Origin of the sequence: Natronorubrum sp. A-ect3 (assembly GCF_041821125.1) — an archaeon.
GTDB classification, from domain to species: Archaea; Halobacteriota; Halobacteria; order Halobacteriales; family Natrialbaceae; genus Natronorubrum; species Natronorubrum bangense.
Genome location: NZ_JBGUBB010000001.1, coordinates 565,315 through 580,802 on the forward strand (window position 1 = coordinate 565,315; position 15,488 = coordinate 580,802).

General features: G+C 61.6%; 13 protein-coding genes. 8 read left to right on the top strand and 5 right to left on the bottom strand.

Going from position 1 to position 15,488, the window contains the following annotated elements; genetic code table 11:
- Positions 1–16: 16 nt before the first annotated feature.
- Positions 17–1,006 carry a glycosyltransferase family 2 protein gene (locus ACERJA_RS02880; RefSeq protein ID WP_373606790.1) on the bottom strand — a complete coding sequence of 330 codons (990 nt, stop codon included), beginning with the start codon at positions 1,004–1,006 and terminating at the stop codon, positions 17–19.
- Positions 1,007–1,351: 345 nt separating this feature from the next.
- Here ACERJA_RS02880 and ACERJA_RS02885 point away from each other — a divergent pair, with 345 nt between their 5' ends.
- Positions 1,352–2,314 carry a glycosyltransferase family 2 protein gene (locus ACERJA_RS02885; protein WP_373606791.1) on the top strand — a complete coding sequence of 321 codons (963 nt, stop codon included), beginning with the start codon at positions 1,352–1,354 and terminating at the stop codon, positions 2,312–2,314.
- Positions 2,315–2,346: 32 nt separating this feature from the next.
- Here the strand turns inward: ACERJA_RS02885 and ACERJA_RS02890 are convergent, their stop codons facing one another.
- Positions 2,347–3,378 carry an FkbM family methyltransferase gene (locus ACERJA_RS02890; RefSeq protein WP_373606792.1) on the bottom strand — a complete coding sequence of 344 codons (1,032 nt, stop codon included), beginning with the start codon at positions 3,376–3,378 and terminating at the stop codon, positions 2,347–2,349.
- A 331-nt stretch (positions 3,379–3,709) separates the two neighbouring features.
- Between ACERJA_RS02890 and ACERJA_RS02895 the strand changes: the two genes are divergently transcribed.
- A complete protein-coding gene (locus ACERJA_RS02895) occupies positions 3,710–4,168 on the top strand; it encodes an SPW repeat protein (protein ID WP_373606793.1) in 459 nt (152 codons plus the stop codon).
- A gap of 115 nt (positions 4,169–4,283) precedes the next feature.
- Here ACERJA_RS02895 and ACERJA_RS02900 read toward each other — a convergent pair whose 3' ends face one another.
- Complete coding sequence (locus ACERJA_RS02900) at positions 4,284–4,775, bottom strand: hypothetical protein (RefSeq protein ID WP_373606794.1); 492 nt, start codon at positions 4,773–4,775, stop codon at positions 4,284–4,286.
- 163 nt (positions 4,776–4,938) lie between these two features.
- On the opposite strand from ACERJA_RS02900, the gene leuS reads away from it, so the two are divergent.
- The 5 genes from leuS (at position 4,939) to ACERJA_RS02925 (ending at position 12,548) form a co-directional block, all read left to right on the top strand.
- On the top strand, positions 4,939–7,647 hold the full coding sequence (gene leuS / locus ACERJA_RS02905; protein WP_373606795.1) for a leucine--tRNA ligase: 2,709 nt from the start codon (positions 4,939–4,941) through the stop codon (positions 7,645–7,647).
- Positions 7,648–7,838: 191 nt separating this feature from the next.
- Positions 7,839–8,126 carry a HalOD1 output domain-containing protein gene (locus ACERJA_RS02910; RefSeq protein ID WP_373606796.1) on the top strand — a complete coding sequence of 96 codons (288 nt, stop codon included), beginning with the start codon at positions 7,839–7,841 and terminating at the stop codon, positions 8,124–8,126.
- Positions 8,127–8,237: 111 nt separating this feature from the next.
- Positions 8,238–8,840, top strand: coding sequence for a DUF420 domain-containing protein (locus ACERJA_RS02915; protein ID WP_373606797.1), 603 nt, complete (start codon positions 8,238–8,240; stop codon positions 8,838–8,840).
- Between the two features lie 54 nt (positions 8,841–8,894).
- A complete protein-coding gene (locus ACERJA_RS02920) occupies positions 8,895–9,371 on the top strand; it encodes a pyridoxamine 5'-phosphate oxidase family protein (protein WP_373606798.1) in 477 nt (158 codons plus the stop codon).
- Between the two features lie 75 nt (positions 9,372–9,446).
- Positions 9,447–12,548: a PAS domain S-box protein gene (locus tag ACERJA_RS02925; RefSeq protein ID WP_373606799.1), complete on the top strand. Its 3,102-nt coding sequence runs from the start codon at positions 9,447–9,449 to the stop codon at positions 12,546–12,548.
- 36 nt (positions 12,549–12,584) lie between these two features.
- Here ACERJA_RS02925 and ACERJA_RS02930 read toward each other — a convergent pair whose 3' ends face one another.
- Positions 12,585–13,358, bottom strand: coding sequence for an ABC transporter permease (locus ACERJA_RS02930; RefSeq protein WP_373606800.1), 774 nt, complete (start codon positions 13,356–13,358; stop codon positions 12,585–12,587).
- Positions 13,355–14,335 (bottom strand): ABC transporter ATP-binding protein, encoded by a 981-nt coding sequence (locus ACERJA_RS02935; protein WP_373606801.1) that lies wholly within the window; start codon positions 14,333–14,335, stop codon positions 13,355–13,357. The genes ACERJA_RS02930 and ACERJA_RS02935 overlap by 4 nt, the downstream gene beginning before the upstream one ends.
- A gap of 151 nt (positions 14,336–14,486) precedes the next feature.
- Between ACERJA_RS02935 and ACERJA_RS02940 the strand changes: the two genes are divergently transcribed.
- A complete protein-coding gene (locus tag ACERJA_RS02940; protein ID WP_373606802.1) occupies positions 14,487–15,443 on the top strand; it encodes a TIGR03557 family F420-dependent LLM class oxidoreductase in 957 nt (318 codons plus the stop codon).
- Positions 15,444–15,488 lie beyond the last annotated feature (45 nt).

Here is a 15,488-nt window from a genome sequence, read left to right on the forward strand (position 1 = left end):
ACTCATCTGTCGTCGATTACGTTTGTGGCTCGAGTAAGCCCTCGGCCGACCGCTCGAGCTGAGTGTCTGTGACAACATCCCGACCGAACCGAGCAAAATCGAGCGCAGACGATCCCAGAACAGCAAAGCAGCAGATCGCGAGGCCGGTGACTGTCGGGCCGTGCTTTGTGGCTTCTAGGCCGTATCGAAACGCCCGCCGTCGGTTGTTCCGGGAGATCTCTGCCCAGCCGTATGAGACGTGGCGGCCGTATCGGAGGCGGCGTTCGATGGCCGGGTGGCGTTCGATCTCGTCACGATATTTTGACCAGATGTTGCCTGAGATATCCCCAGCCTCATCGAGATCGAGTTGGAGCCGTTCGGGTCGGTCATCGGCCATCTGCGTCGTGACGTTGTGGTCGTGAAACTGGCGAACGACTAGCGGCTCGTCGACGTACTCGAACTCGTACTCGCGGGCGACCCGAATCGTCTGGTCCCAGTCTTCGCCACGTTCGAACGCAGTGTCGTATGTGCCGACCGTCTCGAAACACTCAGCCCGGATCATGTGGCTCGAGTACGGTTTGAGATCGAACTGGGCGAGGATGTCCGGATAGATGTCACCACGCATCGACGGCGTATACGAACCGACGGTCCGGCCGTTCTGTCTGATGAGGCCACCAGTGTAGACGACGCCACAGTCCGGCTGCGCCGCCATGACGGCGAGTTGTGTTTCGACTTTCTCTGGAGCCCAGCGGTCGTCGTCGTCCAGAATACAGATATATTCGCCCCTGGCGTGTTCGATCGCCCGGTTCCGGCTGGCTGCGATTCCGAGGCGCTCGTCGTTGTAGATCGGCCGTACACGGTCGTCAGCAGCGTACTGCTCGAGGACGGCCCGTGTTTCGTCGACAGGAGGATCACAGACGACTACGACTTCGATGTCGTCGTGGGTCTGGGCGAGTGCAGTCTCGACGGCCCCGTCGATAAACGAGGGTCGATCGTAGGTCGGGATAATAACACTGACGAGCGTCATCTCCGTGACTCACCTGCTGGTCGGCTCTGATAGGCAAGACTGTGAGTACGCGCTACGAGAGACATAGCTGAACTCATCAGCAGACAGTACTTATTCATGCGCAGGATTATCACTAGTTCACGATCGCTTTGCCGTGATTGTCACGAGTTAGAGACCGGTTGCTCGAGTTGATCGTGAAGAGCCACATTCGTGCTCAGGTGACTGGATGCGGCGGAGTAGAGACCGTTTTGGACGGATTACTGTCGTGAGTCTGTGACCGTCGTGGCGCGAAGGGTGTCGCTACTTTTGGCGATCCTGCGTGAGTGTTTGACCACCGATCGCGGACGCTCCCGACGACAGTCGCTCATGAACGCAGACAGCACACACGAGAATCGACGGATGGATGCATGGCACAGCGACGAATGGCCAATGGTTTCAGTTATCGTTCCGGTCTATAATGATCCGTCAGGGCTTCGAGACACGCTCGACTCGCTGACGAGACAGACGTATCCGGACGATGCACACGAGATCCTGGTCGTCGACAACAACTCGACGGACGAAACGCCAGCAGTTGCGCGAGCGTATGCGGACAAACACGACCAGGTCACGTTTCTGGTCGAAAAAGACAGACAGAGTTCCTACGCGGCACGGAACACGGGTATCGATCATGCACACGGCGAGATATTCGCGTTCGTTGACGCCGATATGCTGGTCGAAACCGAGTGGCTCGAAGATGCGATCACGGCGTTTGCGGACGCTGATGCCGAGTACATGGGCTGTAACGTCGAAATGCTGCCCTCGAAAGACCGTGAGTCCATTGCCGAGCGGTTCAATCTGCAGACTGCCTTCCCAATTGGCCACTTCATCGAGACGCTCGAGTTCGCACCGACGTGTTGTCTTCTCGTCCATCGATCAGTTATCGACGACGTCGGCGCGTTCGATTCACGACTGATCTCAGGTGGCGATCGGGAGTTCGGCCATCGAGTGCGTGATTCCGGCCGAGAACTCCACTTCGCTCCGGAGGTGACGATGTACCATCCCACTCGTTCGACGACCGACGCGATGGTACGAAAGTCACGTCGGATCGGGCGCGGCCTCTATCAGCTGCGAACGCTCCATCCAAATCAGTACGACAGTTGGCTCCCGCTTGCGCTCAATCCGATGCCGTTTCTCCCGCCGCGACTCGAGCAGCTCCAAGCGATCGACGACTGGGAGACACTCTCCCGTCGCGAGAAGGCCGGCTTCTATCTGTTGTCGTACGCACGAAACGTCTCGAACGGCATCGGTCGGCTCGAAGAGATGGTCCGGCGGCGTCTGCTCCCACGTTGAGAAACCGTTCCGGCCCGACCGTAGTTCGCTCGTTACTTCCGTGCGATGAGTTCGATTGAGTGATCGCTCTCAGCCATCGCCCGCCGAAGGTCGCCAATGTCATCGACATCGCATTCGAGGCCGTGCCAGCGACGTTCGTCGGGGACGCCGGCCGCAGCATCGGTCCGAACCGCCGAAACGACCTCAAAGCCAGTGTCCGCAAATCGATTGATGATTTCTGTCTTCGATTCCGAAGTCAACTCGAGCGGGTGGAGTTCGACGTAGACGAGCGTTGGTCCGGAGGCCTCGAGGACGTCAGTCAGCCCCGCGAGGACGTCACGCTCGTAGCCCTCGACATCAAATCGGACGACGTTGATCGATTCTGGGGCGAGGTCACGGGTGGCGAGATATCGATTCCCCGTCGTCTGCTCGACCGAGATGGTTTCGCTGCTCTCGTCTCGCGTTTCGTCACCCGATTTTGGGTCACGAACTCGATGCTGGTTCGAGTGCGTGCTCAGTTCCATCTCGACAGTTCCGGTCTCGTCACCGAAAGCAAGCTGTTCGATGACGGCCACGTCGTCGTAGCCGTTGTGCGCGATGTTCTGTGTGAGGAGGTCGACGTTCGACGGGATCGGCTCGACTGCGTGAATTCGTGCTCGATCGCCGAGGATCTCGGCCTCGATCGCACAGAAGTAGCCGATATTCGCGCCGATCTCGAGGACGTGGAGTGGGCCGTCAACGTCCTCGGCGAGTCGCTCGAGCGCTCGTCTGAAGGCGGCAGTCGAGCAGTACTCGTGGACACCGTAGGCAAGTAGCGTTCGCGAGATGCCGGCGTCTGCCGTATCGACGACGAGTTCGTGATCGCCGATCTCGACTACTTGATAGCGACCCTCCTCGAGTCGACATTCGTAGTACGGGTTCCAGCCGGTGAGCAGTTCCGTGGCGAATCCGACGGTGGCACCGGGCCGACCTGCACGCAGTAACCGCCCGAGTTTCCGGCCCTCGAGGCGAAGATGTCGTGCGATACGCGACGTTCTGCCAGCTGTCGAGCGGAGCCGTGTCGTCGGCGTTTGGCTCTCGTTCATCGAATCGGTCGTGGCAGTGTCCAACTCAGTCGAGCGCCCATACGTGGCTGTGATGGTATGTCATACGTGTAGATAAGTCTGGAGAGCGCTTTCGGTCAGTGAGACGACGGGATTTCGGACTGGAATCCGGGCCGGAGTAACCAGGTATTAACCGAGTCACAGGCGGGCGACCAGTAGCTGATTGGCGCGGCGAAAGCGGATCTTGCTCGAGCGCGCCAGCCGCACGGATCAGTGGCGCTGGATGGCGGTTTCAGTCTGGGCCTGAGCGGCAGACTGGAACAGTCACGACGCTTTTTGGGCGGTCCCGGCCGTCGTTTAGCTGGCGATCATCATGAGCGAACCCACGACCAGCGATCCGACTGGAGAGACGCGCACCCGAGGCGAGGGTGAACCAGAAAACCAGAAATGGCTCAGTGGAATCGTCTCCGTAATCGGCCTGTTGATCGCCATCTCACCGGCGATCTACGAGAGCGCGGCGTCCATGGCATGGAACAATGTCCTAATCGGGGCAGCCATCTTCCTGCTCGCGGGGTACAACTACTACCGACTCACCAACGGCTACTCGACCAGTACCGGCGTGATGTCACTCGTCGCCCTGCTTGCGCTGTGGACCATTGCCACCCCGTTTGCCTTCGAGGGGCAGTTCGCGATGGAAGGACTCGATGTCGCAGCCCAGGGGCTTGTCTGGAGTAACGTGATTGGAGGTATTATCATGGCAGTACTCGCCGCGTACGTCGCGTACGCAGCGCGGACGGCTGTCCGGACTGGGACGACAGCCGGAACGAGCTGATCGCTCATACGGGCCGTTGTCCGTCAGTGCCGGCGCGATCGCAGGATGTTGCGGTCGCGTCGGCAACTCGAGACAGCACGCCGTATCAGCCACCATCGCCTCCGTCCGCGATGGCTTACGGTGGACCGGCAGTGGTGGGTGGCCCAGCATCGTCGGGTGCACCGACATCACTCGGCGGGCCAGCGTCCGCTGGTGGACCAACATCGCTTGGTGGTCCGTCGTCGTCAGCAAACGGTCCGTCATCCAGCCCGCTCGGTGGCTCTCCCTCGACCAACGCCGCCGGGTCGTCGCCGCCGAACGGCTCAGATCGGTGATCGGCGTCCGAAACCGGTTGCGCCCCCGCAGCCGGTTCGGTAGCACCATCGACTGTGTCCTCATCGTTCAGCCCAGCGTCAGAACCGTTGCTGGTGTTCTCGGCAGCCGTCATCCCATCACTCGAGTCGCTTTCCGGCTGCTCGGATTCGGAGTCGTCGGTCGAACTCGGCTGGTCGGGTCCCATAGCGGGGGCGAAGAGGAGTCCGAGAGCGACAAAGGTGAGCAAGACGACCACGATAGTCACGAGTACGGTCGACGGTGTCGCCTCCGGCGCATCGCGTGAACGTGCCATTCGGTGAGACAGCGGTTCGGTTCCGATCGACTTTGTTACGGTCAGCCAACAGCCACCCGCTCGAGACGGCTGTTTCGGGCAGCGTTGTGCACAAACCTCGTTGTGAACAGCCGAACAATGAAATAGCCGGCACACCCAGTACTCCCCAAGACTGCTCGCTACTATGACGAACCATTATGATCACGCGCAAGTCCAGGAGTTCTGGCAGTATGTTTGGGAGCGCGACGACGTCTATGCGCTTCCCGAGGACGCCGACGATCCAACCTACGTTCTCGGAATGTTTCCGTACACGTCCGGAACGCTCCATATGGGCCATATTCGCAACTACGCGATCACTGATGCGTACTCGCGATATCGCCGCATGCAAGGCGACGACGTCCTCCATCCTATGGGGTGGGACGCCTTCGGGCTACCCGCCGAAAACGCCGCGTTCGAGCGCAAGACCGACCCCCAATCCTGGACGGAAGCGTGTATCCGCCGGATGCGCGAGGAACTCGAGACCATGGGCTTTGGCTACGACTGGTCCCGCGAAATCACGACCTGCGAGCCGGAGTACTACCAGTGGAATCAGTGGCTGTTCAAACGCCTCTACGAGGCAGGGCTCGTCGAGTACGACTCGGCAGCGGTCAACTGGTGTCCTGACTGTGAGACCGTCCTCGCCGCAGCACAGGTCGAGGAACGCGAGGTCGAACGTGGTGAGACCTCGGAGTTAACGAGCGGCAACGCCGGGAACCGCGAGATTGAGCGCGTCTGCTGGCGGTGTGAGACACCCGTTGACCGGCGCGAACTCGACCAGTGGTTTTTCACGATTACGGACTACGCCGAAGAACTCCACGACGGCCTCGAGGACCTCGAGAAGTGGCCCGAAGGCGTCCGCGAGATCCAGCGCAACTGGATCGGCCGTCAGGAGGGCGCACGGATCACGTTCGAGGTCGCCGACCACGGCGACGTCGACATCTTTAGCACGCGGCCAGAGACGATCCATGGGGCGACGTATCTCGCGGTCTCGCCCGGCCACGACCTCGCTCGGGCGCTCGCCGAAGCCGACGACGAGGTGGCCGACTATATCGAAGACGCCCGCGAACGCGATCCGAGCGAGGTCGGCCTGTCTGGACTCGAGACGGATGCGACGGCGATTCACCCGCTCACCGGTGAAGAACTGCCCGTCTACGTGGCTGGCTACGTCTTAGAGGACGTCGGCACCGGCGCAGTGATGGGCGTTCCCGGCCACAACGAGCGCGACCACGCGTTCGCGAGCGAACACGGCCTGCCAATCGAGGGCGTGATCGTCCCCGACGATGACACGACGCCCGACCTCGAGGAGGAGGCCTTCACCGGCGAGGGCGTCCTCGAGGCAAGCGGCGAGTACGACGGTGTGGCAAGCGAGACAGCTCGAGAACGGATCGTCGCCGACCACGACGCCCTCGCGGAAGACGTCACCTACCGGCTGCGAGACTGGCTGATCTCCCGCCAGCGCTACTGGGGGACGCCGATTCCCGTTGTCCACTGTGAGGACTGTGGCCACGTGCTCGTGCCGGATGAGGAGCTGCCGGTCGAACTCCCCGAGTTCGTTCGCACCACCGGGAACCCACTCGAGGAACACGGGTCGTTCCGCGAGACCGACTGCCCGGAGTGTGGTGGCCCGGCCCGCCGGGAGACGGATACGATGGACACGTTCGTCGACTCCTCGTGGTACTACCTGCGCTTTCTCTCGCCGGATCTCGAGGATGCTCCGTTCGACACCCAACTGGCCGACGAGTGGCTGCCGGTCGACGTCTACGTCGGTGGCGAGGAACACGCGATCCTCCATCTGCTCTACACACGATTCTTCACACGGGCGCTCGCGGATCTGGACTTGCTCGATCGACGCGAACCCATCACGGAGCTCAAGAGTCAGGGGACGGTGTTGTACGACGGCGAGAAGATGTCCAGTTCGAAAGGCAACGTCGTCGCCCCCCAGGAGTACGGCGCGGAGACGACGCGGCTGTTCGTCCTCTCGGCGGCTCACCCCGAACAGGACTTCGAGTGGACCGCAAACAACGTTCGCGGAGCCTACGATCTCCAGCAGACGCTCTACGATATGGCGTCTACGTTCGTCGAAGCGGGCGACACCCGCATCGAGACGCGAGCCCACGACGAGTACATTGCCCGCGAAATCGACCGGACGATCACCGCCGTGACCGACGAGTACGAGCGGTTCCGGTTCCACCGCGCTGCCACAGAGATTCAGGAGCTGGCACGACGACTTCGGCGCTATCGAGCCTACGATCGGCCACATGAGGAGCACTACCGACGTGGCCTGCTCACGCTCGCAGCCCTGATCTCGCCGATGGCACCCCACCTCGGCGAGGAGCTGTGGAACAAGCTCCGCGGCGAGGGACTGGTCGTCGAAGCCGACTGGCCAACGGCCGAACGCGACGTGAGCCAGTACCGACTCGAGCGCCAACTCGTCGAGTCGACGCTCGCAGACGTCCGTGATATCGTCGACGTCGCCGCGATCGACGAGCCGGAACAGATTGAGCTCGTTATCGCCCAAGACTGGAAGTACGACGTGGCACGGCTCGTCGCTGAAGCCACCGACGAAACCATTGATGATGTCGATACTGGCTCGCTCGTCGACCGCGTTCTGGCGGCCGATCTCGAGGTCGATCGTGAGGCCGTCGCGACGTTTGTCGTCGACCTGGCCGAACAGGTCGGACGGACGGAGCTCGAACAGCTCCTCGACGCCGAAGAGGAACTGGCAATCGCAGAGCAGAGCGCGTGGCTGCTCACCGACGAGTTTGGCGCCGATGTGGTCGTCCGACGGGCGACCGATGGCGACGATTCGGTTGGAAGCAGCCGGCCAGGCAAGCCAGCGATTCATATCAGCTAGCTGCCTGTCGTGTCTCGAGGTGGGCCGTGTGAGTGACAGCGAGGGGAGTGGTGTTATCGACTCACCATCGCCAGGGGATACCAACCAAACTGGTCTGTACGCTCCGATACCGGCAATCGACCGTCGTGTTCCTGTCAGAAATAAATCGGAGAAAGACAGTTTTATTTCATCGGATTTGATACAGTGGCAATATGACTGCGGGGGGCTACGATCATGTCGACAGACCGAATCAGAACGAACCGAGTCAAGCAGTCGTCGAAGCGATCGCCGAAGCAGAAGACGTTCCCACCAGACAGGTGCGGCCACCGACGTACGAATCGTTACACGCCGCTGTCGATCCAGAGGCGCTCGATCGTCTGTTTGCGCCTCGACCCGATGGCACACCGCGAGCCGGTGGGCAAGTCTCGTTTCCGTTCTGTGGCTACGACGTGACCGTCGAACAGAACGGGTCGATTACACTCGAGAAGACGATCGACTGATCGCGTGCGGTGGTGGTGTCGACACGACTGCTGGTTCAGAGACAGGGCGAGACGCGAATGTTCTGGTCGGGAACAGCAAGACAGATACGGAACCTGTCCTAACGGTCGATAATGGCAACCGCCACTGCGAGACGACGGCTTCGAGAACAGCCACTGGCGGCCACGATCGCCCTGACGATCGTCGGCTATGCGCTGGTGATTGGGACTTTCCTTCTTGACCTTCCGATCTACCCGGATCTCACGCAGGGGCAGGTCAACCTACTCACCCACGCCATCGCAATCATCAATGCGGCGACGACCGTGTTTCTGGCCGCCGGCTGGTACTGGATTCGTGCCGGCGAGGTCGAGAAACATCGCTTGTCGATGGTCACGGCGTTCGTACTGATCTTGCTGTTCCTAGTCGTCTACCTGACCCGCGTCGGTGGCGGGGGCGATAAGCTCTTTGTCGGCCCTGATCCGGTCTACTACGCCTATCTGATCATGCTAGCGATCCACATCATCCTCTCGATCGTCGCCGTCCCGGTCGTCCTCTATGCACTGATTCTGGGACTGACTCATACGCCGGCAGAGCTGCGAAACACGGCCCACGCGAAGATCGGCCGCATTGCCGCCGGCTCGTGGATCCTGAGTCTCGTCCTGGGTGTCGTCACGTACGTGATGCTCAACCACATCTACAGCTACGAGTTTGGGATCGTTATCGGGCCCCTGTTTTAGTCGCCTCGAGCCCGTCGGCTCGGTATTTTAGGCCTCGAGCCCGTTGTGACTGCTATGCACGTTCGTGGAAGTCTTTCACAGTCGTCGATCACCAGCTTTCTCGAGGAGACAACGGCCCCGGTCAGAGTCGCCTGTCGAACCCCGCAGGACAATCTCTGGATGTGTTCGCTGTGGTATCGACTCGAGGCCGACGCCACTGCGGGTGACGACTGGACGCTGCAGTGTGCCACGTCCGCCCAGGCAGACATCGTCTCGTTTCTCGAGTCAGATCCCGGCGTCGCGTTCGAGATTTCGACGAACGAGCCACCGTATACTGGCGTCAGAGGACGGGGTTCTGCCACTATCGAGCCGGACCCCGAAAAGGAGACGCTTCAGATGCTTCTCGAGCGCTACCAGGTCGGGACGGAGTCGGATCTGGCACGGAACCTGCTCCGTGAGGAGCGCGACGAGGTGACGATCACGATCGAGCCCGCGGTGGTGTACGGCTGGGACTTTTCAGATCGAATGGGAGACGCCAGAAAGCGGACGTAGCGACGCCACCGATCGATACGCCAGCAGTATTCTGAGGGAAGCCTTTAGGCGTATCTGGCGACTAACCCAAGCGAAATGGATCCGTCGTCCACCAGTACTGAAGCGACACTCCAGCGTCGCGTTCGCCAGCAGCAGGCCGTCGCTGATCTCGGCCGTCGAGCACTCGAGTGTGATGACCTCGAGGCGCTGTTTCGCGACGCAACACAGACGGTGGCCACGACGTTAGAGACGGATACGTGCGCGGTTCTCGAATTTGTATCCGGTGACAGTCAGTTCTTGCTTCGAGCAGACCATGGATGGAGCGAGGAACATGATGGGCGAACAACGATTCCCGTCGATTCGGATACACAACTCGGGTACACACTCGAGGCGACGACGCCGGTCGTCGTCGACGACCTGCGAACCGACGATCGGTTCACCAGACCGGCGCTGCTTCGCGATCTCGACGCTGTCAGTGGCCTCAGTGTCGTCATCGGACTGGACGAGGAGCCGTGGGGGGTACTCGGCGCATACACGACGAGCAAACGCGAGTTCGACGAGGGAGAGACGGCGTTCGTCGAATCCGTTGGGAACGTTCTTGCGTCGGCCATCGAGCGCGACCGTGTAAGCCGTCGCCGCGACGCGGAGGAAACGCTCAAAGACGCGATTATCGAAACAAGCCCGATCGGTATCACTATCGTCGACAGCGACGGTGAGATGCAGTTTGCCAACGACCGTGCCGAAGAGATTTTTGGCCGGAGCAGAGAGCAGATCAACGGCCTCAGATTCGACGACCCCGAGTGGGATGAGATCGGTGTTGACGGCGAGCCACGAGCGGCAGACGCATTGCCGTTTCCACGGATCATCGCCACCGAAACACCGCTGTACGATCAGGTAAGCGGCGTGAAACATCGGGACGGAGAACGCGTTTGGATCTCGGTCAACGGCGCACCACTCTACGACGATCACGGCGACCTCGATGGCGTCGTCTTCGCCATCGAAGACATTACGGCGCAGTTCCTTCGCGATCGGACACTCGAGCGCTACGAGACGATCGTTGAAACGGTCTACGACGGGATTTATGTGCTCGACGACGAGCGTCGGTTCGAACTCATCAACGATGCCTTCGCCGAGTTGACAGGGTTCTCCCGCGAGGAGTTACGCGGGAAACACGCCTCTGTCGTGTTCGGCGACGCGTTCGAATCGACCGAAGCCAACCAACTCGAGGCCGCAGACGGGACACGAAGCTCGACGTTCGAAGAAACGATCTGGACGGACACGAACGGGATGGAGAGCCTGACGGTTGAGAACCGGTTTACGACCCAGCAGACAGAGCGCGGAACGAAGCGATTCGGGATTATTCGCGACATCAGCGAACGCAAGCAACTCGAGTCGGCGCTTCGAGCCGAACGCAACCTGAAAGACCGGATCCTCGAGACGAGTCCGGTCGGGATCACGCTCATCGACGCCGACGGGATGAACGTCTTCGCGAACGACCGCGCCGAAGAACTGCTCGGCCGCTCGCTCAAGGAGCTTCGGACGTACGTTCACGACGACGAGCGGTGGAGCCTCATCGACGAAGACGGCGAGTCGCTGTCCGAATCGGAGCTGCCGTTTACGACCGTCAAAGAAACTGGTGAACCGGTGTACGACGAGGTGCTCGGCATCGACCAGCCGGACGGAACGCGAGTGTGGCTGTCGGCCCACTGTAGTCCGCTGTTCGACGCTGACGGGACGTTCGACGGCGCAGTGTACGCGCTCAGAGATCTCACCGAACAAAAACGCCTCGAGAGCGAACTCGAGCAGATGCTCAACCGGATCACCGACGCGTTCAACGCGATCGATACGGACTGGAACTTCACGTACGTCAACGAGCGCGCCTCTGAGTTGCTCAACGCCGAGGATCGTGAACTGGTCGGCAAGAACGTCTGGGAGGAGTACCCAAGTGCCGTTGGCTCGACGTTCGAACGGGAGTACCGACGAGCGATGGAGACGCAGGAGACAATCACGTTCGAGGAGTACTCGCCCGTGGCCGACGCCTGGCTCGAGGTGGCTGTCTACCCCTCGGAGACGGGGCTGTCGGTGTACTTCAGGGATATCAGTGACCGAAAAGCGCGCGAACATCGGCTCAAACAGTTCGAGCGGATCGTCGAAACCGTCAACGACGGCGTCTACGTCACGGATGGCGAGGGCACCTTCGTCTTCGTCAACGACGCGTTCGTATCGATCGCTGAACAGACACGCGAAGCGTTGGTTGGGTCCCATGGCTCGGTCTTTTTCGGCGACCGATTCGTCGACACGGATGAGACGGAGTGGCGCGAACTCGTCGACGGTGAGCGCGACTCTGTCGAGTTCGAGACGGCCGTCACCGGACCGGGTGGTGAAACGCTTACGGTTCAAAACAAGTTCGTCCCCCTCGAGATGAACGGCGAAACGGGCCGCGTCGGCGTCACTCGTGACATCACCCACCGAAAGGCGCGCGAGCGCGCCCTCAAGGAATCGAACGAACGGTTAGAACAGTTCGCTCACGCCGCGTCCCACGATCTGCAGGAACCCTTGCGGATGGTCTCGAGTTACTTACAACTCATCGAGCAACGGTACGCCGACGAACTCGACGAAGACGGACAGGAGTTCATCGAGTTCGCCGTCGACGGCGCTGAACGGATGCGAAAGATGATCGATGGGCTGCTCGAGTTCTCCCGTGTCGAGACACGGGGCGAACCGCTCGAACCGGTCGAGTTGGACGATGTCCTCGCAGACGTTCGCAGAGATCTGGCCGTTCAGATCGAAGAACACGACGCTGAAATCACTGCTGAGTCGCTGCCCTGCGTCGAGGGCGACGGCAACCAGTTGCGGCAGGTGTTCCAGAACATCCTCTCGAACGCTATCGAATACGCGGGGGACAACGCCCCGCGGATCGATGTCTCGGCCCACCGTGCTGGCAGCAAGTGGGTGATTTCGGTCAGCGACGAGGGTATCGGCATCGATCCCGACGACGCAGACCGCGTCTTCGGGTTGTTCAACCGACTACACGCTGCCAACGAACACGACGGAAGCGGCATCGGACTCGCGCTCTGTAAACGCATCATCGAGCGCCACGGCGGGCAGATCTGGGTCGACTCCGAACCTGGTGACGGGGCGACGTTCTCGTTTGCACTGCCAGTAGTAGGCGAGACAGAAGCGAACACACCGCGATAACTGCGTCGTAACACTCGAGTCGGATCGAGCGGAACGTCAGTCAGTTCGCGGGATCGACCGGGCACCGATCGCAAACAAGATTCCAGCGACGACGACGAGAATCCCGAGATTTGCCAGTACAGGGTCGACACCAGCCACATCGGCTGCGCTGGCTTCGGGGTACGTCGCTGCTCGAACACCGCGAGCGAAGTACGTCAGCGGCGAGAGGTTGACGAACGGCTCGAACCAGCCGGGGAGTTGCTCGAGGGCGATGAACGTCTCCGAGAGAAAGAGCAGGGGAAGCCCGATGGCGTTGCTGGCAGCGATCGCACCGTCCTGTGAGTCGGTGTAGCTCCCGAGAATCGCACCCATACCGCAAAAGCAGATGACGCCGATGAGGACGTAGACGATCAGGATCGGCGTGAAGACGATCTCGGCACCCGTCAGCGCGATCACCAGGCCGAGAATCAGCAGGCTCGCGAGGCCGATGATCACGGCGTTGACGGCAGTCTGAGCGAGCAGCCATTCGCCGCGGGTCAGCGGTGTCGTCGCGAGCTTCTCGAAGCGGTTCCCCTCGCGGTGGCGGGCGACCTCACTGCCCATCCGCGACAGCGGCGTAAAGAGCACGACGACGGCGAGATAGCCGGGTACGTAGTACGCTGGCTCCTCCGCGAACAGTCCACCGCCAGCCGGATCCGTTCGCACGAGCGCGCCGAAGATGACGATCAGGATCACTGGGAAAAAGAACGTAAAGAAGACCGCCGTTCGGCGTCGAACGAACGAGCGCCATCCAGCGCTGGTTTCAGCACGGACGCGACCAAGGCGGCTCATGCCGTCTCACCCGTCTGTTGGAGATCCGCCCCATCGTCCGTCTCATCTGCGCGGTCAGTCCGTTCGAGTTCCGTCCCGTCGGCTAACGCGAGATAGACGTCCTCGAGGTTGGGTTCGGACCACGTCAGCCCGGTGTACTCGAGGTCGTGACGCTCGAGATAGTCGACGACAGTGGCGATCGCCACTGGATCGATGTCACGAACGACAACGGCGCCGTCTGTGGTTTGGCCTCGACCACGTTCCGGCCGGTTAACCGGGTACTCGAGGTCGGCGAACGCGTCGGGACCCGCGGCCGTCTCGATCGTCAGCCGACTCGAGCCGCCGTGTTCGCGGACGAGTTCGGTGGGGGTTCCTCTGGCGATAAGCGAGCCATCGGCAAGGAGGCCGACGCGATCGGCCAGCCGTTCGGCTTCGGCCATATCGTGGGTCGTAAGGAGGACCGTCGTTCCGCTTGCGGCGAGGTCTTCGATCAGTCGCCACACCGTCCGTCGACCGGCGGGGTCGATCCCCGTTGTCGGTTCGTCCAGAAAGAGGACGTCTGGATCGTTGACCAGCGTCGCGCCGACACAGACTCGACGCTGTTGGCCACCCGAAAGATCCTCGTACCACGTTTCGCCCGTATCGGCGAGGCCGACGTCTGCAAGCACGTCGTCCGGATCACGCGCGTTGTCGTACAGCCCTGCATAGTACGCGATCAGCTCGTGGGCGCTGAGTCGATCCGGCGGCGAGAAGTTCTGTGGGAGCACGCCGAGTCGGCTGCGGTCGACAGCCATCGGCGAGTCGCCCATAATACGTGCCCGCCCCGAATCGGGCTCAGTCGTTCCCGTCAGCGCGCGCACGAGTGTCGTCTTCCCGGCCCCGTTCGGGCCGATCAGTGCAAAGACCTCGCCACCCTTGACGGACAGCGACGCTCCCGACAGCGCGACCGTCTCGCCGTAGGTCTTTCGTACGTCCGTCGCCTCGACTACGGCTTCCATACGGAGCGCTATCCACGCGTGGCGGGTAAGGGGTTCGATCCCGAATCCGGCCTTTTTATCTCGTCCCCGACACACCACAGCCCCCTCACGGGCGCGTTCCTGCCCTTGCAGGCTCAATCGTTACCGGTTTTGTCGTCGTAGCGAGCCGGGTATGACAACACTCGGATACGCCCTCTCGAGCGAAGAGCACGGCCCGACAGCACTCGTCGAGAACGCCCGCCACGCCGAGGAGGCGGGGTTCGAGTTCGTCTCGATCTCGGATCATTTCCATCCCTGGGTCTCGGCGCAAGGTGAGTCGCCGTTCGTCTGGTCGACGCTGGGTGGGATTGCGGCGGCAACCGACGAGATCGACGTCGGTGTCGGTGTCACCTGTCCCACGTTCCGGATCCACCCGCTCAACGTCGCCCACGCCGTTGGGACCGTCGCCGAAATGTTCGATGGACGCTTCACGTTCGGCGTCGGCACCGGCGAGAACCTGAACGAACACGTCACCGGGAAGCGGTGGCCGGAACACGACGTCCGCCTCGAGATGCTTACGGAGGCGATGGAGCTCATGCAAGCGCTCTGGACGGGCGAGACCACGAGCCACCACGGCGAGCACTTCACGGTTGAGAACGCACGCCTGTACACCGTTCCCGACGAGCAGCCGACGACGATCGCAAGCGCGTTCGGCCCGCAGACGGCGCGGTGGGCCGCCGACCACGGCGACGGGCTCTGGTGTTCCGGTCCACAAGCGGATGTCGTCGACGCCTACGAGGATGCCGGCGGTGACGGGCCCACGTACACGCAGCTGCATGTCTGCTACGCCGAAACTGAGGCGGATGCGATCGACACCGTCCACGAGTACTGGCCCAACGGCTCGCTGCCGGGTGAGCTCCCACAGGTGTTGCCAACACCAGCCCACTTCGAGCAGGCGGCCGAGCTGGTCGACCGCGAGGACATCGCCGAGGCCGGAACCGTTACCGATCCCGACCCGCAGGCCCACATCGACAGCATCGAGGAGGCAATCGACGCTGGCTACGATCACGTCTACGTCCACCAGATCGGCCCTGATCAGGCGGGACTGCTCGAGTTCTACGAGGAGTCGGTGTTGCCGTCGTTTCGGTGACTGGCCACGGCGGCGTGAGACGGGGTCAGCGTTTCCTCCAACGCG